We start from the raw sequence: 23,041 nt of genomic DNA, 5'->3' as shown, positions 1-23,041 counted from the left end.
TCCTGTTGAGTGGGGCGGCTGCGCCGCGTTCGGGGCACGCAAATCTAAATTGTGGGCCTGACAGCCGACCAATCTCTAACTGAATACACCCAGTCCCCCTGTAGGAGCTGCCGAAGGCTGCGATCTTTTGATCTTGCTTTTGAGTTGTGAAAGCCAAAGTCAAAAGATCGCAGCCTTCGGCAGCTTCTACAGTGAGTGTGTTGTGTTTAAAAGTGTGTGGGATAACCAGAACCTTCCCACAAGGTTTTCAGGTTGTCCGTCGGACATGCGCTCTCTAGTCTTGAGTCGTCGCTGCCAATTCAGCGATCGGGTGTGGAAACCCGATTCAAGTAGAAACAATGCACCAGCACCGTAATCGTTGCCGACGTCTTTTTTCGTCTGCAAACTGCGTCGCGGCGGCTGTGCGTGGGCAGACTTCGGTCTGGCCGGTTGCCTACTTATCGGTTTTCCACCCCGCGTACAGTCGCCACCTTTTGTCGTGTGGAAACGGCAAAGGCTGGCTCCCTAATACAAGTAGGAGCTATCCATGGATAAACTGATTCCAGACCCACCCCCCGAAACTAAAACCCCACTCGCCGAAGCCATTCACGCAGAAGATCTCGCCAAAAACCGCGAAGCCATAAAACGCGCCCTCGACTTCTATCTCTGCCCCGAACCGGTCAAACCGCGTCAGCCCAGTACGATGTTCCTCATCCACCCGAATATCGACACCGAAAACCTGCTCGCCCATGCCTGCGAATCGCTGGCTTCAGCCAATGTCATGGCCGGTGATCTGGCCGATCAGCTCAGTCGCCCGCAGCGCAGTACGGCGCTGGCGATCCAGCAGATCGTCATGCTTGGCGAGCTGGCGGTGAACCGGGCGCTGGATCGGGTTGATCCACAAACATCATCTGCCTGAACACCGCGTCATCGTTCGTCGCGAGCAAGCTCGCTGCCACAGGTGGACTACGTTTCAACCGGTGGGGGCGAGCGTGCTCGCGATGACGTCTGGCCGGGCAATACGTCTCTACCGGCCATTTTTTGTGATGCAGTCCCAAAAAGGGACCGATCAGTCCCTGTTCGGGACTCATTTACCCACTACGCTACTCAAGATCCTGCCTCGTACGCGGATAACCATTGTGTAGCCTGGATTGTCTCTGGGCATCACTCCGGGAGTGTCTTGAAATGAAGCTGAACACCGTAATGCCTTGCGTGCTTCTCTTGCTTCCACTCACCGCCTTCGCCGCGCCGGCCAGTCAATCCGGCGAGATCCGTTTCACCGGGCAGATCGTCGATTCCGGTTGTGCGGTGGAGCGTGCCGGGGCGTTGAGTTCCAGTGTGTCCCGGCAGGTCGAAATCAAACCGGGTCTGCAAGTCGATGTGGACACCTATCGCAACGCTTGCAGCCATCAGGTGCTGCCGTTTTCGATGACGTATGAAGCGTTGAAGACGTCGAGCGACAAAGGCATCGTGACCATCACTTACCTGTAAGCCGTTCGGCGTCAGGTGCAAATCTTCAGGTGCTGACTTTGGGCGCACAGGTATACTGCGCGCCTTCGCGGCTCACTCACCGGGCCCGACTTTTTGCTTTGCGGAGCCCCCATGACTTCCCCGACCCAACCGCCGGTAGACGACGCTGTGAGCGATGTCCCGGCCGAACTGGCTGACGCCAGCGAGAGCAAACCCGAGATCCCGGCCTTCAAGTTCCCGTTCAAACCGGGCGAACTGGCCGCAGCCAAAGGCTCGAACCAGCCGTGGTACAAGAACGGCGCCAAGAACGGCCACACCAAGACCCCGGGCATGGCGCCGCCGGGCACGCGTCGTTCGATGGGCAAGCGCTGAGTTTCATCCCGCCTTCAGCCATCGACTGCGATTTTCCGTCGCAGTGATGGCGCGATTCTGAAGATATTGCGGGGCTGGTGGGGGATTTGAGGTTGTTGGCGCGGCAGGTTCGGGATTGAGATTGCCTGGGCCGGCCTCTTCGCGAGCAGGCTCGCTCCCACATTTGAAATGCGATCCATTGTGGGAGCGAGCCTGCTCGCGAAGGGGCCATTCGCCTCGACGAAAATTCCGGATCAAGCCGCCCGCAGAGAGATAAACGCATACGTCTGCGCCGGCTCCGTCACCACCTGCGCCCCAGCCGCCAGCAACTGTCCAGCCACGTCATCACCGGACAAATGAAACACCCATTCGCTGGACGCTTCACTAAGCGGCTGCGCAGTAACTTGATCAATCACCGCCGCAAACGCGCGCATCTCCGGCAAATAGGCGGTAAAGCCATCGCCCTTGAGCGCAGTGGTGCGAATGCCCAGTGCGGCGCAGATCGCATCCTTGGTGCGGATATCATCGCGATCGGCCTGGCGCGAGCGTTGAATCAATTCAACCAGTTCCTGATCGACCAACGCCCCGCCGGCAATCAGCAGCGGCCCCTGTTGCCACGACTCCGGCGGGCAATCCTTGGCGGCCGGGTTGAGCGGGATGTGCGGGTTGATTTCCGCAGGGTAAATCCTGCACACCAGCGGTCGGCGTTCGTAGATGCGGCACAGATTGTCTTCGTCAAGATTCCGGCAGCGCCCGACGTTGTACGCGGCGAAGGTGATTGCCACGTGGGCATCCGTGTTGCCGCTGCGCACTGCCAGCGAACGTCGTTCGGCGTGCTCACGCTGCTGCGCCGGCAAACCCAGGCCGTTGCCGAGAAAAGCTTCCACCAGCACGATCACCTGCCCGCCATCCGCCGCCCACATACGGGCTTCGGCGAGGGTCAGGGGCACATGGTGGTCGGTGCAGCATTTGCCGCAACCGACGCAGGAAAACGTCGTATTCATGGGGCGATCGGTCTTCAATCAGGGGGTGAATCGGCGACGTAAAGCCGCCAGGCAGAACCGGATCGAAGCAAGTTATGCGCCATTCACTGCGCCTTGGCGCTCGGACGGATCGAGTCCCATTCGGTGACGAACGCGGTTTTCGACTTTTTGTTGTACAGGCACAACTCGGTGCCTTGCTGGCCTTTCATGTGTTTTTGCGGGTATTGGCCTTGCAACAGCACGGCGGTGTAGCCGACGCGGTCATCGAATTGCGCGGGTGTGCCGACGGGTTTGGCGCCTTTGAGGCCGCTGGCCTTGGTGCAGCTGGCGAGTACGGTTTTGTCGTAGGCGGCCCAGGCGTCGGGGCTGGAGGCGTGGGCCTGGGAGGTGAGGGCGGTGAGGCAGAGGAAGCAGCAGGTGAGGGCTTTCATGGTGTTGGCATCCTTGTAGTGGCAAGGGTTGGAGTATGCCTGAGGGTGAAAAGTTGTCTTTGAGGCCGCCATCGCTGGCAAGCCAGCTCCCACAGTGATGGGCGTCGCTCACAAAACCTGTGGGAGCTGGCTTGCCAGCGATGGCGGTCTGTCAGGCGGGCACAACCTCCCGGCGGACCACATACATCCCGGCACTTTCATACAACCGCTGCGCCCGCCGGTTGTCTTCCAGCACCTTCAGATCAACAAACCCTTCACGGCGTTGCTGAAACACCTTGAATGCATTGAGCAACAACGCCCGGCCCAATCCGCGCCCCTGCATGCGCGGATGCACCACCAGATTCTTGATATAGGCGCTGGTCCAGCATTGCGCCACACCGACCACACCTTCTGCATCACGGGCAATTAAACACAGGCTCGGATCGTATTCAGGATCGGTTTCGAACTGCCGCTGCCACACGTCCAGCGCCGGCACTCGGCCGCCACCTTCGCGGTAGCCGAGTTGCATCAAGTCATGCACGTCCGCCGCCAGTTCGACGGAGTACGTGCACAGTTCGATGCCTTGGGGCAAAGGAGCATCGGGTGCGTCCTGACCAAGATCGCGCCGCATCAGGAAGCAATAGCTCTGCGCCAAGACTCAGTGACCGTTGGCCGCGACGTGTTTGGCCGCTTCGATCAGGCGCTGGGTCAGTTCTGGCGAGGAGAACTTGGTCAGCACCGCGTTGGCGCCAGCCAGACGGGCTTTTTCACTGTTCATCGCGCTGTCGAGCGAGGTGTGCAGCAGCACGTAAAGATGGGCGAAGTCCGGGGTTTCGCGCAGGGTGCGGGTGAAGGCGTAGCCGTCCATCTCGGACATTTCGATGTCGGAGACGATCAGGTTGATCTGCTGCGCGGTGCCCTGCAGATCGAGCAGGCAGTCGATGGCTTCCTTGGCACTGCGCGCGGTGTGGCACTGCAGGCCGAGATTGCGCAGGGTGTGCACCGATTGTTGCAGCGCCACCTGGCTGTCGTCGACCACCAGTATGCGTGCGTTGCCGAGCACTTCGGCGTCTTCCATGGTCAGGTCGGTCGGGGCCATTTCGATCTGCGCCGGGGCGATGCTGTGGATGACTTTTTCGATGTCGAGCACCTGCACCAGTGTGCCGTCCACCGAGGTCACGCCGGTGATGTAGGCGCGCGAACCGCCGGAGCCGAACGGCGGCGGCTTGATGTCGGTGGTCAGGCAATGGACGATCTTGCTCACCGCCTGCACGTGCAGACCCTGCTTGGAGCGGCTGACGTCGGTGACGATCAGGCAGCCGCCGTTCGGGTCTTCCAGCGGCCGTTCGCCGATGGCGCGGCTGAGGTCGATCACCGACAACGAGGCGCCGCGCAGGGTCGCAATGCCTTTAACGTGCGGGTGCGACTCGGGCATTTTGGTCAGGGGTGGGCAGGGGATGATTTCACTGACTTTCAGCAGGTTGATCGCCATCAGCTTGCCGCTGCGCAAGGTAAACAGCAGAAGCGAAAGTGAATCTGCGCGGGCTTTGGTGGAAGACATATAAACCTTCTGTGGAAAAAGGTGATGGGCGAGGGTGCAAATCGCCAAAAACTATTGATGCCGGGTTATCGACTTGTCGGGGGCAGGCTTTAGGCTCAATCCCCAATCTCGGCCGAACGGCGGCGAATGCCCTGTGGCGAGGGAGCTTGCTCCCGCTGGAGTGCGAAGCGCTCCCAAATCTGCAGCCGGTTTGTCAGGCAATCGGTGTCGGTTGATTGTGCGACTGCTGCGCAGTCGAGCGGGAGCAAGCTCCCTCGCCACAATGGGGGCTTATCTCATTCCAAGGCGTTTAGCCATGCGCCCCAGATTCGCCCGATCCAGCCCCAACTCCCGGGCCGCGCTCGCCCAATTATCCTGATTACGCTCAAGCGCCGCACTGATCAACTGCCGCTGATATTGCTCGGTCGCACTGCGCAAATCGCCGCTGATCAACGGCATCGCGGGCACCTCGGCAACCGGCTCAACCGAGTTATCCACAACCTCATGCGGCAAATCCAGATCCGCCGCGCTCAAACTGAGAATCTTCGGCCGTACCTTGCAGTTACCCAGCGCTTTCAGTGCGCTGCGGCCAATCAAGTGTTCCAGTTCGCGCACATTGCCCGGCCAAGTGTAGGCGAGCAGCGCGTCCTGGGCGTCGCTGCTCAGGCGCAAGCTGTTGAGGCCCATGCGTGAGCGGTTCTGTTCCAGAAAGAAGCCGCTGAGCAGTAACACGTCGCGGCCGCGATCACGCAATGCCGGGACTCGCAGCGGGTACACGCTCAAGCGGTGATAGAAGTCGGCGCGGTAGCGGCCGCTGCGCACTTCTTCGGCCAGATCGCGGTTGGTCGCGGCGATCAGGCGCACGTCGACCTGATGGTCCTTGTCCGAACCCAGGCGCTGCAACTGGCCGCTTTGCAGCACGCGCAACAACTTGGCCTGCACGGTCAGCGACAGCTCGCCGACTTCATCGAGAAACAGCGTGCCGCCGTTGGCCAGTTCGAACTTGCCGCGACGGTCGCTGGTGGCGCCGGTAAAGGCGCCGCGCACGTGGCCGAACAGTTCGCTTTCGACCAGGGTGTCGGGCAGCGCGGCGCAGTTGAGGCTGATGATCGGTTTGTCGGCGCGCGGGGAGGCAGCGTGGATCGCCTGCGCTACCAGTTCCTTGCCGACCCCGGTTTCGCCGGTGATCAGCACGGTCAGGTCGCTGCCGCCGACCAGATTGATTTCCTCCACCAGCCGTTTGTGCGCCTTGCTCTGGCCGATCATTTCGCGCTGCTGCTGACCGCTGGCCTGGCGATAGACCTCGGCGCGCTGGTGTTCGTCTTCGGCACGCAGCGCCAGGCGTTCGATGCGCTCGGCAGCGTTGACCGTGGCTGAGGCGAGGCTGGCGAAGGCTTGCAGGGCGTCGAGTTCGATCGGTTCGAAACGCTCAGGGTCGAGGGCGTCGAGGGTGATCAGGCCCCAGAGTTGTTCATCGACGAACAGCGGGCAACCGAGGCAATCGTGCACTTCGAGGTGATCGCCGTGGCCGTCGACCAGCCCGTCATACGGGTCGGGCAAGTCGCTGTCGGCGGCGAACCGGGTCGGTCCGGCGCCCTCCAGCAGAATCTCGAAACGTGGATGTTCGCTGACCTTGAAGCGCCGGCCGAGGGTGTCGGTGCTCAAACCGTCCACCGCCAGCGGCACCAGCCATTCGCCGTCCAGGCGCAGCAGCGCGGCGGCGTCGCACGGCAGCAGGGCGCGCATGGCTTCGAGCAGGCGCCGGTAGCGCTCGCCTTCGGGCAGTTCGCGGGACAGGTCGGAGACCAGTGGCAGTAAAGCGGTGAGCAGGGATTTGGCAGTCATGGTCTTGTAGTCAAAGAGACACGGTGTAGTCGCTATGACTATAAATCTGTCTGGGTCTAAATGACTACTTAAAATATAAGTAGTTGATTTATATGGATAAAAAATATGGCACGAAAACTGATATGCCTAGGGTAATTCTCAAGATAGCTCAGGAGTCACTCTTATGCTTAGCGTCCAGGATCGTGCCATCGTCAAATCCACCGTGCCTTTGCTGGAAAGCGGCGGTGAAGCGCTGATCACGCACTTCTACCGCATGATGCTCTCCGAATACCCTGAGGTGCGCCCGCTGTTCAACCAGGCGCACCAGGCCAGTGGCGACCAGCCGCGTGCCTTGGCCAATGGTGTACTGATGTACGCTCGGCACATCGATCAGCTCGATCAGTTGGGCGATCTGGTGGCGAAAATCATCAACAAGCACGTGGCCCTGCAGATCCTGCCGGAGCATTACCCGATCGTCGGCACCTGCCTGCTGCGGGCGATTTCCGAAGTGCTTGGCGACGAGATCGCCACCCCTGAAGTGATGAGCGCGTGGGGCGCCGCTTACGGCCAACTGGCCGAGATCCTGATCGGCGCCGAAGCGGCGATCTACGACCAGAAAGAACAAGCCGTTGGCGGCTGGCGCGGGGCGCGGGAGTTCATCGTGGTGGACAAGGTCGAGGAGAGCGCGGAAATCATTTCGTTCTACTTCGAACCTGCGGACAAGGGGCCGATCCTCGCCGCCGAGCCGGGCCAGTACATCGGCATGAAGCTGATCCTCGACGGCGAAGAAGTCCGCCGCAACTATTCGCTGTCGGCGCTGGCCAATAAAGGTCAGTACCGGATCAGCGTCAAACGTGAACCGGGTGGTCGCGCCTCCAACCACCTGCACGATCAACTGCACGTCGGCGCGAGCATTCAACTGTTCCCGCCATCGGGCGAGTTCACCCTGACCGCCAGCGACAAACCACTGGTGCTGATCAGTGGCGGTGTCGGCATCACGCCGACCCTGGCGATGCTCGAAGCGGCGCTGCAGACCGAGCGCCCGGTGCACTTTATCCACTGCGCGCGTAACGGCAGCGTGCACGCGTTCCGCGACTGGATCGACGGACTGGCGGCGCGTCATCCGCAGCTCAAGCGCTTCTATTGCTATGCCGAAGACGACGGCGTGAGCCCGGCGGCGGACAAGGTCGGCCTGCTGGATCAGGCCCTGCTTGGCGAATGGTTGCCGGCGCAACGGGATGTCGACGCTTACTTCCTCGGGCCGAAAGGTTTCATGGGGGCGATCAAGCGCCATCTGAAAGCGCTGGGTGTGCCGGAGCAGCAGAGCCGGTATGAGTTCTTCGGGCCGGCTGCTGCTTTGGAGTGATCTGATACCGGGTTGTGTTCATTCGCGAGCAGGCTCGCTCCCACAGGATTTGTGTTCGCCGCAGGTCAAATGTGGGAGCGAGCCTGCTCGCGATTGCCGTTACGCGGTATCAATTATTAAATTCTGTTTAAAGGTTAATCGTTTCTTAACCGGTTTATCGTTTATTCCCCGATGCTGATGATAGGCGCTCGTTCGTTTAACTGATCAGGATCGCCCCCATGTCGCACATCATCTTCTCCCCTCGTTTGAGCCTGGCAACCCTGGGCCTGTCGGCCGCGTTGCTGGCCAGTCCGTTTGCCTCGGCCGAATCGGCGTTGATTTCACCGCAGAGCCTGATCGTCGATCAGAGCCTGCCCAAGGCGCAGCAACAGGCGATGGAGTTGGCGGCGCGGCGTTACGGCAGTTTCTGGAACAGTGGGGAAGAGGCTCTGGCCACGGCAGCCTTGTCGCCGCAGTTTGTCGACAAGACCCCGCCCGAAGGCCGGGTGCAGGGGCCGACCGGACCCTTGCTGGCGTCGAAGTTCTTTCGCACGGCAGTGCCGGACCTGAGTTGCGAGATCGAGCAAATGATCATCGCCGGTGACCGCGTGGTGGTGCATCTGCACTTTCGCGGGCACTTCAGTGGCACGTTCAAGGCTCTCAAAGGGCAGGGCCAGCGTGTAGACTTCCGGGCAACCGATATCTATCAGATCGACAACGGTCGCATCGCGGCCAATTGGCATATCGAAGACAACATCAGCCTGATGGCGCAACTGCAAGCGCAGCCGCCGGCCAGCTGAACCATGGACATACAAGGGAAACGCGATGAGCGAGGAAACGATTCGACTGGGACGTGAGCGGCGCTTTCTGGTGCTGCTGGGCATCATCTGCCTGGCGCTGATTGGTGGCGCGCTGTACATGCAGATCGTGCTGGGCGAGGCGCCATGCCCGCTGTGCATTCTGCAGCGTTATGCATTGCTGCTGATCGCGCTGTTCGCCTTCATTGGCGCGGCCATGCGCACGCGACGCAGCATCACCGTGTTCGAAGTGCTGGTGGTGATCTGCGCGATTGCCGGTGCGGGTGTCGCCGGGCATCACGTCTACACCCAGTTCTATCCGGCGGTGAGCTGCGGCATCGACGTGTTGCAGCCGATTGTCGACGACCTGCCGCTGGCGAAGATCTTCCCGCTGGGCTTCCAGGTCGACGGTTTCTGCTCGACGCCGTACCCGCCGATCCTCGGCCTGTCGCTGGCGCAATGGGCACTGGTGGCCTTCGTGCTGGTGGTGATCCTGGTGCCGCTGCTGACCTCGCGTAACCGAAAAGCACTGCGCTGAATCAACTCTTCGGCGAATTGGCCGATACAGAAAACGCCCCGATTTGCGGATCAGCCGATCGGGGCGTTTTGCATTTCAGAGTGATTGTGAAATCACCGTGACGAACGGCAATGGAGCGTGCGACAGGTGTGCGACATGTTGTCACACACGGCATGTCGCAGGGCATGGCGCCGAGCCGGAATGGCGTAATGTTACAAAAAAGGATTGGTCTGTTCAGGCATTTTTCTGGTTTTGCACGCGTGTGCCAGATCAGGCAGTTTTAACAGGCCTTGGTAGATGGCCAGAGGCCTTTGAATATCGGGCTTTGCGCCGATTCAGCTCTGGGAAAAAGCCTTCAGAGCTGTCTGAACTGAGGTGGATAGGCCTACATTTTTTGGCGTTTTTGTTGAGAACTGATTTCGATAACATGCGGAACTTTTGCAAAAACGGTGATGGATTGTTGCTCTGAGCGATAAAAATTATTTCGGGATAAGACATGGTGTATAGGGCGCTACCTATCTACAATCGCCCGCATTGAATTCCCGGCACTGTTCAACCTTTATTAAGGAACTGGACAGGAAGTCGGGTGTCGAGCAGGCCGAAAGGCTTTTGAGACACCCAGGTGTCGGTGCCTTCCAACTTTCCGCACCAAATGGAATTGGTCTGTAACAAGGCCTTTGACCACGAATTCGAATAAGAACTGACCGCTGTCCCAAGGTTTTGTCGAGCGTCTGACGCGCGACGGGCGGCCCTTATTCAATCCAAAGAAAATGCCAACCCTTGGCAGGGTGAAGTGTTGGCGATCAAAACCCAACTGCATTGCGCAAGCTGCTTTAGAGGTCGTGAGATGAGTAAAAACAGGTACCCCAGATTACTAGGCCTAGTGCCGCTGCTCGGCACGTTGTTGCTGGGAGGCTGCAACATGACCCTGCTCAATCCAACGGGCCAGGTCGGCCTGGAACAGCGCAACCTGATCATCACCGCCACACTGCTGATGCTGTTGGTCGTTGTGCCGGTTATCGTCATGACCTTCCTGTTCGCCTGGAAATACCGCGCCTCCAACAAGGACGCCGTCTACACCCCGAAATGGTCGCACTCGACCAAAATCGAAGTGGCGGTCTGGACCATTCCGGTCCTGATCATCATCGCCCTGGGTTACATCACTTACATTTCGACCCACAAGCTGGACCCGTATCGTCCGATTGAATCCGACGTCAAGCCGGTGACCATCGAAGTCGTTGCGCTGGACTGGAAGTGGCTGTTCATCTACCCGGAACAAGGCATTGCCACGGTCAACAAGATCGTGTTCCCGGCGCACACCCCGGTCAACTTCCGGATCACTTCGGACGCCGTGATGAACTCGTTCTTCATCCCGGGCCTGGGCGGCCAGATCTACGCGATGGCGGGCATGACCACCAAGCTGCACCTGATCGCTGACCGCAACGCTGAAATGGACGGTATCTCCGCCAACTACAGCGGCGCTGGTTTCACCGGTATGAAATTCAAAGCGATCGCAACTTCTCAGGAAGATTTCGACGCCTGGGTAAGTGAAGTCAAAAAGGCACCTAAACAGCTTGAACCAGCTGAATACGCAGCCCTTGCCAAGCCAAGCCAGAACAATCCAGTCGAGCTCTACTCCTCGGTCACGCCGAACCTGTTCCAGACCATCGTCGACAAGTACGAAGGCATGAAACCGGGCAAGCCGCTGAAGCACGAGAAGAAAGAGAAAGAAGTGGCGGCAACGGACATGGACTCGAATTCGCATTCAGCTGCCGGGGCAGAGGAGTAAACGATGTTTGGTAAATTAAGTTGGGAAGCGATCCCTTTCCACGAGCCGATTGTCATGGTGACCATCTCCATGATCGCGCTCGGTGGTCTGGCGTTGTTCGCTGCAATCACCTACTTCAAGAAGTGGACCTACTTGTGGACCGAGTGGCTGACGTCGGTCGACCACAAGAAAATCGGCGTGATGTACATCATCGTTGCCATGGTCATGCTGCTGCGTGGCTTTGCCGACGCCATCATGATGCGTACCCAGCTGGCCATGGCCACCGAGGGTTCGCCTGGCTACCTGCCGCCTGAACACTATGACCAGATCTTCACCGCTCACGGTGTGATCATGATCATCTTCATGGCGATGCCATTCTTCACCGGCCTGATGAACCTTGCAGTGCCGCTGCAGATCGGCGCACGTGACGTTGCCTTCCCGTTCCTGAACTCCCTGAGCTTCTGGCTGCTGGTGTCCGGCGTTGTCCTGATCAACCTGTCCCTGGGCGTCGGCGAATTCGCCAAGACCGGTTGGGTTGCGTATCCACCGCTGTCGGGTCTGCAATACAGCCCTGGCGTGGGCATGGACTACTACATCTGGGCGCTACAGCTATCCGGGTTAGGTACGACGCTGACGGGGGTCAACTTCCTGGCCACCGTGCTGAAAATGCGTACCCCTGGCATGAAACTGATGGACATGCCGATCTTCACCTGGACCTGCACCTGGGCAAACGTTCTGATCGTGGCTTCGTTCCCGATCCTGACCGCTACCCTGGCACTGCTGACCCTTGACCGTTACATGGATTTCCACATTTTCACCAATGAACTTGGTGGTAATCCAATGATGTACGTCAACCTGTTCTGGGCCTGGGGCCACCCTGAGGTTTACATCCTGATCCTGCCGGCATTCGGCATCTTCTCGGAAGTGATCTCGGCGTTCACCGGCAAGAAACTGTTCGGCCACCACTCGATGATCTACGCTTCGGGCGCGATCTCGGTACTGGGCTTCATGGTGTGGCTGCACCACTTCTTCACCATGGGTTCGGGTGCCAGCGTCAACGCCTTCTTCGGTCTGGCGACGATGCTGATTTCCATCCCGACGGGTGTGAAGCTGTTCAACTGGCTGTTCACCATCTACCAGGGCCGTCTGCGCTTCACCAGCCAGGTTCTGTGGACCCTGGGCTTCATGGTGACCTTCGCCATCGGCGGCATGACCGGCGTACTGCTGGCCATCCCGGGTGCTGACTTCGTTCTGCACAACAGCCTGTTCGTGATCGCGCACTTCCACAACGTGATCATCGGCGGCGCGGTATTCGGCTACATCGCAGGTTTCGGCTTCTACTTCCCGAAAGCGTTCGGCTTCAAGCTGCACGAAGGCTGGGGTAAAGCAGCGTTCTGGTTCTGGATCTCGGGCTTCTTCGTCGCGTTCATGCCGCTCTATGCACTGGGCTTCATGGGCATGACCCGTCGTCTGAACGCCACCACCAACCCTGAGTGGGTACCGTACCTGTACGTTGCCATGTTCGGTGCGGTGATGATCGCTGTCGGTATCGCCTGCCAACTGATCCAGCTGTACGTCAGTGTGCGTGACCGCAACAAGCCAGAGAACGTTTGCGATCACGGTGACCCGTGGAATGCTCACACTCTGGAATGGTCGACCTCGTCGCCACCTCCGTTCTACAACTTCGCTGTGCTGCCGAAGGCTGACTGCATCGACCCGTTCACCGAAGCCAAGGAAAACGGTACCGCGTACCAGGCTCCGGCCAAGTACGAGCCGATCCACATGCCAAACAACACCGCCACTGGCGTGGTGATGGGCGCACTGCTAACCGTCTTCGGTTTCGCGATGATCTGGCACATCTGGTGGTTGGCGATCGCCAGCCTGGCCGGCACTGTCATCTACTTCGTGATCCACGCGGCGCGTGACGACCAGGGCTATATGGTTCCGGTTGAAACGATCGAACGCATCGAAGCCGAGCAGCACAAGCGTCTGGTCGCGGCAGGGAAAATCCCGGCCAATGCCACCCGTGTAACCTCGTTGGAACAGGCTTAAACCATGTCGAACTTAGTGACCAATGTTGGACACGCCCATGGTGACCATGGGCACGATGACCATCACCACGACTCGGGCGAGATGACCGTATACGGTTTCTGGCTCTACCTGATGACCGACTGCATTCTGTTTGCGTCGATCTTCGCGGTGTACGCAGTACTGGTAAACAACGTCGCCGGTGGCCCCTCGGGCCACGACATCTTCGAACTGCCATACGTGCTGGGCGAAACCGCTCTGCTGTTGTTCAGTTCGATCACCTACGGCTTCGCCATGCTGGCGTTGTACAAGGGTAAAAAGCAGCAGGTCCTGGGCTGGTTGTTCATGACCTTCCTGCTCGGCGCAGGCTTCATCGCCATGGAGATCAACGAGTTCCACCTGCTGATCTCCGAGGGCTTCGGTCCTAGCCGTTCGGGCTTCCTGTCGGCGTTCTTCACCCTGGTCGGTACCCACGGTCTGCACGTATCCGCGGGTCTGATCTGGATGGGCATCATGATGTACCAGGTCAACAAGCACGGCCTGACGGCGACCAACAAGACCCGTCTGAGCTGCCTGAGCCTGTTCTGGCACTTCCTGGACGTGGTGTGGATCTGCGTATTCACCGTTGTTTACCTGATGGGGACTCTGTAATGGCTAATGCACACTCCCATGACAGCCATGATGCTGGCCACGGCAGCGTAAAGTCGTACGCCATCGGCTTCATCCTGTCGGTGATCCTGACTGCCATCCCGTTCGGCCTGGTGATGTTTCCGACATTGCCGAAGTCGACCACGCTGGCAATCGTCCTGCTGTTCGCGGTAATCCAGGTGATCGTTCACCTGTACTACTTCCTGCACCTGGACCGTTCGATTGCACAACGTAACAACGTGATCGCGTTTGTCTTTACGGCCATCGTGATCCTGCTGCTGGTTGGCCTGTCGCTGTGGATCATGTTCAGCATCCACACGTACATGATGGCGAAGTGAGGTAGACCCGATGTCGCTCAAGCACTTTATCCAAATCACCAAACCGGGGATCATTTTCGGTAACGTGCTTTCTGTGGCAGGCGGGTTCTTCCTGGCCTCGAAAGGGCATGTAGATCTGGCGGTGTTCCTGGCCGCCATGATCGGCACTTCCCTGGTCGTGGCCTCCGGTTGCGTGTTCAACAACTGCATCGACCGCGACATCGACCTGAAGATGGAACGCACCAAAAACCGGGTGCTGGTGCAGGGCTTGATCTCCCTGAAACTGGCCCTGGTCTACGCGACCATCCTGGGTGTTCTCGGCGTTGCCTTGTTGTACAAGGTGGCCAACCCGTTGGCTGCCCTGTTCGCGGTAATCGGCTTCATCATCTACGTCGGCTTCTACAGCCTGTACCTCAAGCGCAAGTCGGTTCACGGCACGCTGGTGGGCAGTCTGTCGGGCGCCATGCCGCCAGTGATCGGTTACGTTGCCGTAACCAACAGCTTCGACATGGCCGCACTGACCCTGCTGGTGATGTTCAGCCTGTGGCAGATGCCGCATTCCTACGCCATCGCGATCTTCCGCTTCAACGACTACCTGGCCGCATCGATTCCGGTGTTGCCAGTCAAGCGCGGAATCGAAGTGGCCAAGAAGCACATCCTGCTCTACATCCTGGCGTTCCTCGTGGCGACCCTGATGCTGACCTTCAGCGGCTACGCCGGCATGAGCTACCTCGCCGTTGCCGCAGCCATGGGCATGTACTGGTTGTACATGGCCTGGACCGGCTACAAGGCGGTGGATGACACGGTCTGGGCACGCAAGCTGTTCGTGTTCTCGATCTTCACCATCACCGCCCTGAGCGTCATGATGTCCCTGGACTTCAAGGTGCCGGCCGAGTTGCTGCTGACGTACGCGCCGTAAGGCTGTAAGGCTTCAAGAAAAACCCCGCACATTGAGAGATGTGCGGGGTTTTTTATTGGGTGAATTATGCTGAATCGAGGTGACACCATCGCGAGCAGGCTCGCTCCCACAGTGGATTTGTGAACGACGCCAATCAAATGTGGGAGCGAGCCTGCTCGCGATGGCGCGCGCCGCCGATTTCGAAGGTTGCGGAGTACTGTCAAAACACCTAGATTTGGATCCAACCTTCAGTGATAGCGCCATGCCATTTCCTCGGCGCTCAACTGTTCTACTCCGCGAAATTTCACGCATCGATTCAGAGGCTGGGCGAAATGACTGAGAGGATGACCTGCGACGAGCGCTTCATTGCCCTGGCACAAGAGCTGAAGTACGACATCCATGGCGAGAACACTGCCGGCGGCAATTACGCGCCGCTGATTCGTCATCGCGATGAGTTGTACATCAGCGGCATGGTGCCGAGGGTCAATGGCCGGATTCTGTATCCCGGCCGCGTTGGTCTGGAGTTGACCCTCAAGGATGCCCAAGCCGCCGCCAGCATCAGCGCCATGCGTTGCCTGGCGCTGATCGTCGATGCGGTGGGTTCGCTGGACAAGATCCGGGCGTTGTTGCGGGTCACGGTGTATGTGAAGTCCACCCCGGACTTCGTTGACCTGAGTGAAGTGGCCAACGGCGCATCGGACGTGTTCAGTCATGTGCTCGGCGACGCCGGCCGGCACACCCGCACCACGGTCGGTGTGTATCAGTTGCCGAAGAACGCGGCGCTTGAAGTCGACATGATCGCGGCGGTGCACCCGGAAGCCTGACCCCTGGGCCGCCCAACAAAAAGCCCCGCCTGGACCTCAGAGCGGGGCTTTTTCGTCTGCGCCGGATTTACTGCGCGGCGATGCTGTAGCCATCGAACGCGGTCTGCTGTTGCAGGGCGGTGATGATGTTCTTGCGGTTGATCGCGTGTTCGGTGCCGGCGTTGTCGAGGAAGGTTTCGCCCTCCAGCTCGGCCTCTTCGCCTTCACCGACGAAGGTGAAACCGAGGAACTCCAGCGCTTCGCGGTCAACGCTCAAGCGCGAACGTGGAGTGCGCAGCGGCAGGGTCACACTGACGCCGTCCTTGCTGATGGTGAAGATTTCGAGTTCTTTCTTCTTGGCGGCCTTGCTCTTGCCGCCGCTCGGGTTGCTGATCGCCTGATGGGTCTGGTTCAGCACTTTGAGGGCCAGGCCGTAGACGATTTCCTGAAATGCCGGATCGTCCTTGAAGCTGGACAGGATGCGGCCGATCGAGAACTTGCTGCTCAGGTCTTCGAGGGCGGCGATGTCGGCGGCTTCGGCGTCCTTCAGGCGCTTGAGTTCGCCCATCAGCTCGTAGGCCTTGTCGTCATCGAAGCTGTCATGCGCCTGACGAATCGCCGCGCGCAGCTCGCGGATCTGGTCGCTTTCGCGGGTCGACTGGAAAGCGTCCAGGACCATCTCGCTGATGATTTTGGCTTGTGGAAGGTGTTGTGAAAGATTGATGGAGTTTTCGTATTCCGCTTTGGACGATTCGGTGACTACGGATTCAGCGGTGTTGAAATCGGACATTGAAATTTCACTACTTTTTTAACTTGAGTGGAGATGAGAAAGCGCGAGGTCTTTTTCAGGCCGGTTAATTTAGGGGAGCGGGGCGGTGTTGTCACGGAACAACAGGCCGGCGGTGCGGATTATTTGTCCGGGGTGTGCGAATTCATCGAGCGCATCATCCACTGTTCAGCGGTTTGCTGATCGGTCGGCAGCGAGAAGCGAAAAGTCGCGCCGCGCCCCGCGACGTCCAGCAACTGAATCTCGCGCCCGTGCAGTTGCAGAATGCGGTGCACGATGCGCAGGCCCAATCCACCGTCGCGCCGCGCGCCGCCGATATTGAACGGGCGCAGGAAGAGACCTTCGCGCAGCTCGGGGGCGATGCCCGGGCCGGTGTCGCTGACCGTCACCTCCACCAAGGCGCCACGCGGCTTCAAATCCAGCTCAATCTCGCCGCCCTGAGGGGTATGGCGCAAGGCGTTGTCCACCAGGTTGGTCAGCACCCGTTCGATCAGCCCGAGGTCGGCGCAGACCGTTGGCAGGTTCGGCACGAAACTGGCCTTGAGTTCGACGTGGCGTGCTTCAGCGGCCAGTTCGAATTTCTGGAAGATGTCCTGCAGCAGATCGATCAGGGAGAAGTGCTCCAGCACCGGCTGCACGAAACCGTGTTCCAGGCGCACCAGTTCCAGCAGCGATTGCGCCAGCCCGCCAACCTTGCGGCTTTGATCCAGGGCGATGCCCAGATAACGCCGGCGTTCTTCGGCGGTGAGCGTGGCGTCCTTGAGCGACAGGGTTTCCAGATACCCGTGCAGCGAGGCCAGCGGCGTGCGCAGGTCGTGGGAGATGTTCGCCACCAGCTCGCGACGTTCCTGATCCTGCCGGGTCAGCGAGCGCCACTGTTCACCGAGACGGGTCTGCATCTGCCGGAAGGCGGCGTCGAGCACGGCGATTTCATCCGGGTCAGCGCTTTTATCCACAGCGGTGGACGGGGCCGGCAGCGCTTGCGGCGCGCCGTCGATGTCGAAGCGGCTGACGGTTTCGGTCAACCGGCGTAAGGGCCGGGTGATCAGGTTGAATGCGGTGAGACCGGCAATCAGGCACAACAGCGCGACCAGCCCGATCGACAGCAATGCCGTGTTCAGCGCGGCGCTGGTGGCACCGCGTTCGGCGAAGCGATCGTGTTCTTCACTGAGCAGCACCACGTACAGGTAGCCGGCCGGCTGGCCGTTGACCCGCAACGGCGCGGCACTGAACACCTTGCGCCCGTCGGCACTGCGCGGGTCATCGCCGAGGATCGGCAGCGGCTGGTCATTGAGCAGCCGGCGGATCGGCGCCAGATCGACCGTCTCTCGGCGCAGATGTCCCTCCGGCGCCGCATTGCCGACAATCCGCCCCTCGGTGTCGAGCAGGTACACCTCGACGCTCGGGTTGACCAGCATCAGCTTGCTGAACAACTCGCGCACGGCACCGGGCATCAGGCCATTGCTGTCCATCAGCACCGTGTCATGGGCGATGTGTTGCGCCAGATCCCGCGACAAGCCTTGCACCACTTCCACTTCATGCATCTTGCTCGAGCGCACCTGCAGCCATGCCGAGGTGCCGCAGCACACCAGCAGCAACACGGCGAACACCAGCGACAGGCGCTGCGACAGGGTCAGTTTCATGGTTGTTCCGTGCCGAATTTATAGCCACGACCCCACACGGTGAGGATGCGGGTCGGTTGCGCCGGATCGCGTTCGATCTTCGCCCGCAGGCGATTGATGTGGGTGTTGACCGTGTGCTCGTAACCTTCGTGGCTGTAGCCCCACACCGCGTTGAGCAGGTCCATGCGCGAGAACACCTTGCCCGGCTGGCGGGCGAAAAAATACAGCAGGTCGAACTCCCTCGGGGTGAGGTCCAGGCGGGCGCCATTGAGGGTGACGTCGCGGGTAATCGGGTCGATGTTCAGGCCATCGAGGCTGAGGCTGCCGGCGTCCATCTTCAGGTTGCGTGCCATGGCGTCGACCCGGCGCAGCAAGGCTTTGACCCGGGCCACCAGTTCCAGCATCGAGAACGGTTTGGCCAGGTAGTCGTCGGCTCCCAGCTCCAGACCGAGGATGCGGTGCAGTTCGCTGGAGCGCGCGCTGGTGATGATGATCGGTGTGTAGCGCGCCATCGCCCGGGCACGGCGACAGATTTCCAGGCCGTCGACGCCCGGCAGCATCAGGTCGAGGATCAGCGCATCCCATTGCCCTTGCTGCAACAGGCGCATGCCGTCATCGCCGTCGGCGCTGTGCACGACGTCGTAATGCTCGTCGCGCAGGTGCAGGCAAATCAGGTCGGCGATGTGTTGATCATCCTCGACCACGAGGATGCGTCTGGTCTGTTCCATCAAGCTCAATCCTTCGGCGCAGTGAGCGCATTGTGCGGCTTTTCCCCGCGGCGAGTTATCACGAATTCGTTAACTTCCCGTGAGGATTTGGCGATCAACCCAAGCCTAGGCTGTGTTCCATGACAGGCACCTGGAATTTTTGGAGACGGCCATGTTTTCACGGCGACAGATTCTCGTAGCGAGTGGCGGGCTGGGGCTTGCAGCCCTGGTGGTGGGTGTATTGCCAAAATTGTCCCCGGGCACCGCGCTGATTGATCAGGCGCAGGCCGATGAGGTGTTTGAGGTCTCCCACAGCGACAGCGAATGGCACGCGCGGCTCTCCGACGAGCAGTACGCCATCCTGCGTGAAGAAGGCACCGAACGCGCCTATACCAGCCCCCTTAACGACGAGCATCGCAACGGCACTTTCGCTTGCGCGGGCTGTGATCTGGCGCTGTTTTCTTCGGCGACCAAATTCGACAGCCGCACCGGCTGGCCGAGTTTCTGGGCGCCGCTGGAGCATGCGGTGGCGACGCGACAGGACCGCTCCTTCGGCATGGCCCGCAATGAAGTCCACTGTCGACGTTGCGGCGGGCACCTGGGGCATGTCTTCGACGACGGCCCGAAACCCACTGGCCTGCGCTATTGCATGAATGGCCTGGCAATGACCTTCAAACCCGTGGCGGCATGAGCCATGACACGTATTCGCTCTTCACTTTCTACAGGACGACACCATGTGGCTCTTGGTTCTCGCTTATCTGGGCGGTGTGCTGACGATCGTCAGTCCGTGCATCCTGCCTGTTCTGCCTTTTGTCTTCGCTCGCACCGGGCAGCCGTTTATCAAGAGTGGCTTGCCGCTCTTGGCCGGGATGGCGCTGACCTTCGCCCTCGTCGCCACGCTGGCAGCGGTGGGCGGCGGTTGGGTGGTGCAAGTCAATCAGTACGGTCGCTGGCTCGCGTTGCTGTTCGTTGCACTGTTCGGGCTGACGCTGCTGTTGCCGCGCCTCGCCGAGCGGCTGACCCGGCCACTGGTGTCGGCCGGCAGTCGCCTGTCCGAGGCCGCCGGACAGGACAATCGTCCGCGTCCCGGCGCCTCGTTTCTGATCGGCGTCGCCACGGGGCTGCTCTGGGCACCGTGCGCCGGACCCATTCTCGGCTTGATTCTGACCGGAGCCGCGTTGCAAGGGGCAAGCATCGCCACCACGCTGTTGTTGCTCGCCTACGCGGCGGGCGCCGCGACTTCGCTGGCGGCGGCCTTGCTGCTGGGCGGTAAAGTATTTGCGCTGATGAAGCGCTCGATCGGCACCGGTGAATGGATCCGGCGCGGGTTGGGCGCGGCGATGCTCGCGGGTGTCGCGGCGATTGCGCTGGGCCTCGACACCGGGCTGCTGGCACGGCTGTCGACGGCATCCACTGGCGGGATTGAACAAGCGCTGGTCGGCCAGCTGTCCGGCAAGTCTCCATCGGGTAACGCAACGATGATGACGCAGATTCCTGCCGTGGGCGCTGCGATGAAAGTCGCCGACAAGGCCCCGGGAACACTGCCGATCGAAGGCCAGTTGCCGCCGCTCAATGGCGCCGTGCAATGGCTCAACTCGCCACCGCTGGACGCCCAGGCACTCAAGGGCAAAGTGGTGCTGGTGGATTTCTGGACCTACTCCTGCATCAACTGCCTGCGCACGCTGCCGTACGTCAAAGCCTGGGCCGAGAAGTACCACGATCAGGGCCTGGTGGTGATTGGCGTGCACGCTCCGGAATTCGCCTTCGAGCGCGATGTGGGCAACGTCACCAAAGCCATGAAAGAGCTGGGCATCAACTACCCGGTGGCGATTGATAACGACTACAAGATCTGGCGCGCTTTCAACAACGAATACTGGCCGGCGCATTACTTTGCCGACGCCCAGGGACGCATTCGCTACCACCATTTTGGCGAAGGCGACTACGCCGAATCGGAGCGGGTCATCCAGCAGTTACTGCGTGAGGCCGGGGCGAAAACCGTGGCCGACGGCTTGATCAACGCCGATGCCAATGGTGTGCAACAGGCGCCGGACATGCATCAGGTGCTGTCGCCGGAAACCTACGTCGGCTACCAACGCGCGGAACATTTCGTACCGGAAACCGGCCTGGTGCCTGACAAGGTCGCGACCTATATCCCACCGACCAACCTGAACTTGAATGACTGGAGCCTCGGCGGCCAATGGGCCGTCGGTGCCGAGCGCGCCACCGCCAGCGCGCCGGCCAGTCGCATCGTTTACCGCTTCCACGCCCGCGATCTGCATCTGGTGCTGGGCCCGGGCGCGGATGGCAAACCGGTACGTTTCAACGTGTCGATTGACGGGCAGGCGCCGGGTGACGCCCACGGTGTGGATGTCGCCCCGGATGGCAGTGGTCGCGTGACCGAACAGCGCCTGTACCAGTTGGTGCGGCAAACCGATGCGGTGAAGGATCGCACCTTCACCATCGAATTTCTTGACCCGGGCGTATCGGCCTACGCCTTCACCTTCGGCTGAGCGGGAGTGCGCAACATGAAAACTCAAAACAACTGGCGACGCGGATTGTTGGGCGTCGCGATGGCCGGCGTGATCGGTCAGTGCTCGGCGTTTTCTTTCGGGGCTGAAGACGCGGTGGTCATTGCGCCGCCGACCCTTGATGAAACCACCCAGGCGCACAGTGAAACTGCCGTGTTCGCCGGTGGTTGTTTCTGGGGTGTACAAGGCGTTTTCCAACACGTCAAAGGCGTGCAGAAAGCCGTCTCCGGTTACGCCGGCGGCGCGGCGAACACGGCGGAATACGAGCGCGTCAGTGAAGGCGACACCGGTCATGCCGAGTCGGTGCAAGTCACCTTCGACCCGACGCAAGTCAGCTACGGCACCCTGTTGCAGATCTACTTCTCGGTGGCCCACAACCCGACCGAACTCAACCGTCAGGGCCCCGACAGCGGCACGCAATACCGCTCGGCGCTGTTCCCGGTCAACGCCGATCAACAACGCGTGGCCCAGGCCTACATCGCCCAACTCGACGCAGCGCATGCCTACAGCCAACCGATCGTCACCAAACTGGAAACCTACAACGACTTCTACCCGGCGGAGGACTACCACCAGGACTTCCTCACCGAACATCCGACCTATCCGTACATCGTGATCAACGACATGCCGAAGGTCGCGCAGTTGAAGCAGTTGTTTGCGCAGCGTTATCAGGAGAAGCCGGTGTTGGTGAAGGACGGCTCCTGATTCATTGTGCGGTCAATCCCGGGCGTTGCGCCTGAAGCAAGCGCAGCAACCGGTAATACTTCAGCGAACGAGTGCCTATCAACCCACAGACGAAACCTGACATTGCAGCTTTGAACCGCAGCATATCCGGAGCAGAGGCGTGCTCCGGATGCACGTCATCCTGATAGCCAAAGTAGTAATTCACGGCAAAAAACAGCAGGTACAACATCAGCACTTTCCATGTGCCGGGCAAGATCAGTCCTGTTTGCGAATCATCAAGCGTCACGTATTGCGTCGAAAACATTAGCCATGCCGTAACGCCGCCCAGCAAGAGGGCGCCGATCCAGCAACTGAGGGACAGGGCTGGGTCAAGCGTCAGATTTATTGAAAAGAGAGACCAGGCTATCAATGCTGGCGGTGTGACCAGCATTGCTAAACGGCTCTTGGGGCTGGGCGAGCGAGCCTTGATCCCGAAATAAACGAGTACCAGGAAAACCGCATAAACCCACAGTGGGGTGTTTTGCAGAGTGATTAGCATCAATGGGCGTCCGTGCTTGAAAGAGAAAATGAATCATAGCGGTTGCCATGGTCGGCGCCGGTTATTTCAAGCGCGGCCGCTCCATGGCAATCAGCGATGTTTCAAACCCCAAACTGGCAAAAAACCTCTCCGCCCCTTCGCGCCCAGCGCGCAGGACCCAAGTGATCTCGGGGTTGTCACCCATCACATGCTCGACCAGCGCGCGGCCGACGCCTGCGCGTCGATGCTGGTCATCGACCACGACCATCGACAGATAGCCGTTGGACAAACCATCGGTGATGCCTCGGGCGAAACCGATGATCTGCTCGCCGCTCAGCGCGACGGCAGTGCGTTGGGAGTTTTCGATGAGTTGAGCGAAGTGGTCGCTGGAGCCTGTTCGGTGGCTCCAGCCATTTTGCCCAAGGAACTGTCGCACTGGCTCCACTTCCACGGGTAATAGATGACGTACGGTGATGTTGTTCATTGGCTGGCAGAGTCCTTGTTGGCAGTTATTCGAGCGT

25 protein-coding genes are annotated in these 23,041 nt (G+C 60.0%); 15 read left to right on the top strand and 10 right to left on the bottom strand.

What is annotated here, in order from left to right; all coding sequences use genetic code 11:
• The first annotated feature begins 526 nt into the window (after positions 1–526).
• The 3 genes from J5M57_RS16830 (at position 527) to J5M57_RS16820 (ending at position 1,821) form a co-directional block, all read left to right on the top strand.
• Positions 527–898: a DUF6124 family protein gene (locus J5M57_RS16830; protein WP_207847877.1), complete on the top strand. Its 372-nt coding sequence runs from the start codon at positions 527–529 to the stop codon at positions 896–898.
• A gap of 266 nt (positions 899–1,164) precedes the next feature.
• Positions 1,165–1,470, top strand: coding sequence for a type 1 fimbrial protein (locus tag J5M57_RS16825; RefSeq protein ID WP_169842406.1), 306 nt, complete (start codon positions 1,165–1,167; stop codon positions 1,468–1,470).
• A gap of 111 nt (positions 1,471–1,581) precedes the next feature.
• Positions 1,582–1,821, top strand: a complete 240-nt coding sequence (locus tag J5M57_RS16820; protein WP_064589103.1) for a hypothetical protein — start codon at positions 1,582–1,584, stop codon at positions 1,819–1,821.
• Positions 1,822–2,054: 233 nt separating this feature from the next.
• Here J5M57_RS16820 and J5M57_RS16815 read toward each other — a convergent pair whose 3' ends face one another.
• From J5M57_RS16815 to norR, 5 genes are all read right to left on the bottom strand, one after another.
• The gene (locus tag J5M57_RS16815; RefSeq protein ID WP_207847878.1) at positions 2,055–2,804 is read right to left on the bottom strand and encodes a YkgJ family cysteine cluster protein; all 750 of its coding nucleotides are present in this window, start codon (positions 2,802–2,804) and stop codon (positions 2,055–2,057) included.
• An 83-nt stretch (positions 2,805–2,887) separates the two neighbouring features.
• Positions 2,888–3,214 carry a hypothetical protein gene (locus J5M57_RS16810; protein WP_207847879.1) on the bottom strand — a complete coding sequence of 109 codons (327 nt, stop codon included), beginning with the start codon at positions 3,212–3,214 and terminating at the stop codon, positions 2,888–2,890.
• A 151-nt stretch (positions 3,215–3,365) separates the two neighbouring features.
• Positions 3,366–3,824 (bottom strand): GNAT family N-acetyltransferase, encoded by a 459-nt coding sequence (locus J5M57_RS16805; protein ID WP_207847880.1) that lies wholly within the window; start codon positions 3,822–3,824, stop codon positions 3,366–3,368.
• Positions 3,825–3,851: 27 nt separating this feature from the next.
• Positions 3,852–4,754 (bottom strand): chemotaxis protein, encoded by a 903-nt coding sequence (locus tag J5M57_RS16800; protein ID WP_064589100.1) that lies wholly within the window; start codon positions 4,752–4,754, stop codon positions 3,852–3,854.
• Positions 4,755–5,024: 270 nt separating this feature from the next.
• Positions 5,025–6,578, bottom strand: coding sequence for a nitric oxide reductase transcriptional regulator NorR (norR, locus tag J5M57_RS16795; protein ID WP_207847881.1), 1,554 nt, complete (start codon positions 6,576–6,578; stop codon positions 5,025–5,027).
• 163 nt (positions 6,579–6,741) lie between these two features.
• On the opposite strand from norR, the gene hmpA reads away from it, so the two are divergent.
• From hmpA to J5M57_RS16750, 9 genes are all read left to right on the top strand, one after another.
• Positions 6,742–7,923, top strand: coding sequence for an NO-inducible flavohemoprotein (gene hmpA / locus J5M57_RS16790; protein ID WP_064589098.1), 1,182 nt, complete (start codon positions 6,742–6,744; stop codon positions 7,921–7,923).
• 218 nt (positions 7,924–8,141) lie between these two features.
• Complete coding sequence (locus tag J5M57_RS16785) at positions 8,142–8,702, top strand: ester cyclase (protein ID WP_207847882.1); 561 nt, start codon at positions 8,142–8,144, stop codon at positions 8,700–8,702.
• A gap of 25 nt (positions 8,703–8,727) precedes the next feature.
• Positions 8,728–9,237 (top strand): disulfide bond formation protein B, encoded by a 510-nt coding sequence (locus tag J5M57_RS16780; protein ID WP_025109264.1) that lies wholly within the window; start codon positions 8,728–8,730, stop codon positions 9,235–9,237.
• An 826-nt stretch (positions 9,238–10,063) separates the two neighbouring features.
• Positions 10,064–11,005 carry a ubiquinol oxidase subunit II gene (gene cyoA / locus J5M57_RS16775; protein ID WP_207847883.1) on the top strand — a complete coding sequence of 314 codons (942 nt, stop codon included), beginning with the start codon at positions 10,064–10,066 and terminating at the stop codon, positions 11,003–11,005.
• A 3-nt stretch (positions 11,006–11,008) separates the two neighbouring features.
• Complete coding sequence (gene cyoB / locus J5M57_RS16770; RefSeq protein ID WP_169842399.1) at positions 11,009–13,036, top strand: cytochrome o ubiquinol oxidase subunit I; 2,028 nt, start codon at positions 11,009–11,011, stop codon at positions 13,034–13,036.
• Positions 13,037–13,039: 3 nt separating this feature from the next.
• Positions 13,040–13,663, top strand: a complete 624-nt coding sequence (gene cyoC / locus J5M57_RS16765) for a cytochrome o ubiquinol oxidase subunit III (RefSeq protein WP_003227982.1) — start codon at positions 13,040–13,042, stop codon at positions 13,661–13,663.
• A complete protein-coding gene (gene cyoD / locus J5M57_RS16760; protein ID WP_003227981.1) occupies positions 13,663–13,998 on the top strand; it encodes a cytochrome o ubiquinol oxidase subunit IV in 336 nt (111 codons plus the stop codon). The genes cyoC and cyoD overlap by 1 nt, the downstream gene beginning before the upstream one ends.
• Positions 13,999–14,008: 10 nt before the next feature.
• Positions 14,009–14,896, top strand: coding sequence for a heme o synthase (gene cyoE, locus J5M57_RS16755; RefSeq protein ID WP_003227980.1), 888 nt, complete (start codon positions 14,009–14,011; stop codon positions 14,894–14,896).
• Between the two features lie 311 nt (positions 14,897–15,207).
• Positions 15,208–15,699: a RidA family protein gene (locus J5M57_RS16750; RefSeq protein ID WP_207847884.1), complete on the top strand. Its 492-nt coding sequence runs from the start codon at positions 15,208–15,210 to the stop codon at positions 15,697–15,699.
• A 67-nt stretch (positions 15,700–15,766) separates the two neighbouring features.
• Here J5M57_RS16750 and J5M57_RS16745 read toward each other — a convergent pair whose 3' ends face one another.
• The 3 genes from J5M57_RS16745 to J5M57_RS16735 all read right to left on the bottom strand — a co-directional run bounded on the left by J5M57_RS16745 (position 15,767) and on the right by J5M57_RS16735 (position 18,815).
• Complete coding sequence (locus J5M57_RS16745) at positions 15,767–16,468, bottom strand: hypothetical protein (RefSeq protein WP_207847885.1); 702 nt, start codon at positions 16,466–16,468, stop codon at positions 15,767–15,769.
• A 119-nt stretch (positions 16,469–16,587) separates the two neighbouring features.
• Complete coding sequence (locus J5M57_RS16740; protein WP_207847886.1) at positions 16,588–18,108, bottom strand: HAMP domain-containing sensor histidine kinase; 1,521 nt, start codon at positions 18,106–18,108, stop codon at positions 16,588–16,590.
• Positions 18,105–18,815 carry a response regulator transcription factor gene (locus J5M57_RS16735; RefSeq protein ID WP_169842395.1) on the bottom strand — a complete coding sequence of 237 codons (711 nt, stop codon included), beginning with the start codon at positions 18,813–18,815 and terminating at the stop codon, positions 18,105–18,107. The genes J5M57_RS16740 and J5M57_RS16735 overlap by 4 nt, the downstream gene beginning before the upstream one ends.
• Before the next feature lie 151 nt (positions 18,816–18,966).
• Between J5M57_RS16735 and msrB the strand changes: the two genes are divergently transcribed.
• The 3 genes from msrB to msrA are packed head-to-tail and all read left to right on the top strand — an operon-like array spanning position 18,967 to position 22,024.
• Positions 18,967–19,485 (top strand): peptide-methionine (R)-S-oxide reductase MsrB, encoded by a 519-nt coding sequence (msrB, locus tag J5M57_RS16730; protein WP_207847887.1) that lies wholly within the window; start codon positions 18,967–18,969, stop codon positions 19,483–19,485.
• Positions 19,486–19,528: 43 nt separating this feature from the next.
• Positions 19,529–21,304, top strand: coding sequence for a cytochrome c biogenesis protein DipZ (locus J5M57_RS16725; RefSeq protein WP_207847888.1), 1,776 nt, complete (start codon positions 19,529–19,531; stop codon positions 21,302–21,304).
• A gap of 15 nt (positions 21,305–21,319) precedes the next feature.
• Positions 21,320–22,024, top strand: coding sequence for a peptide-methionine (S)-S-oxide reductase MsrA (gene msrA / locus J5M57_RS16720; RefSeq protein WP_207847889.1), 705 nt, complete (start codon positions 21,320–21,322; stop codon positions 22,022–22,024).
• 1 nt (position 22,025) lies between these two features.
• On the opposite strand, the gene J5M57_RS16715 is transcribed toward msrA, so the two are convergent.
• Together J5M57_RS16715 and J5M57_RS16710 are read right to left on the bottom strand one after the other, a co-directional pair.
• Complete coding sequence (locus tag J5M57_RS16715; protein WP_207847890.1) at positions 22,026–22,541, bottom strand: hypothetical protein; 516 nt, start codon at positions 22,539–22,541, stop codon at positions 22,026–22,028.
• Between the two features lie 61 nt (positions 22,542–22,602).
• Positions 22,603–23,004 (bottom strand): GNAT family N-acetyltransferase, encoded by a 402-nt coding sequence (locus tag J5M57_RS16710; protein WP_207847891.1) that lies wholly within the window; start codon positions 23,002–23,004, stop codon positions 22,603–22,605.
• Between the last annotated feature and the right edge of the window lie 37 nt (positions 23,005–23,041).

Origin of the sequence: Pseudomonas sp. 86_A, assembly GCF_017491705.1 — a bacterium.
Classification (GTDB): domain Bacteria; phylum Pseudomonadota; class Gammaproteobacteria; order Pseudomonadales; family Pseudomonadaceae; genus Aquipseudomonas; species Aquipseudomonas koreensis.
The sequence above is the reverse complement of the archived record's forward strand: the minus strand, read 5'-3'. Positions and strand labels throughout refer to the sequence as shown.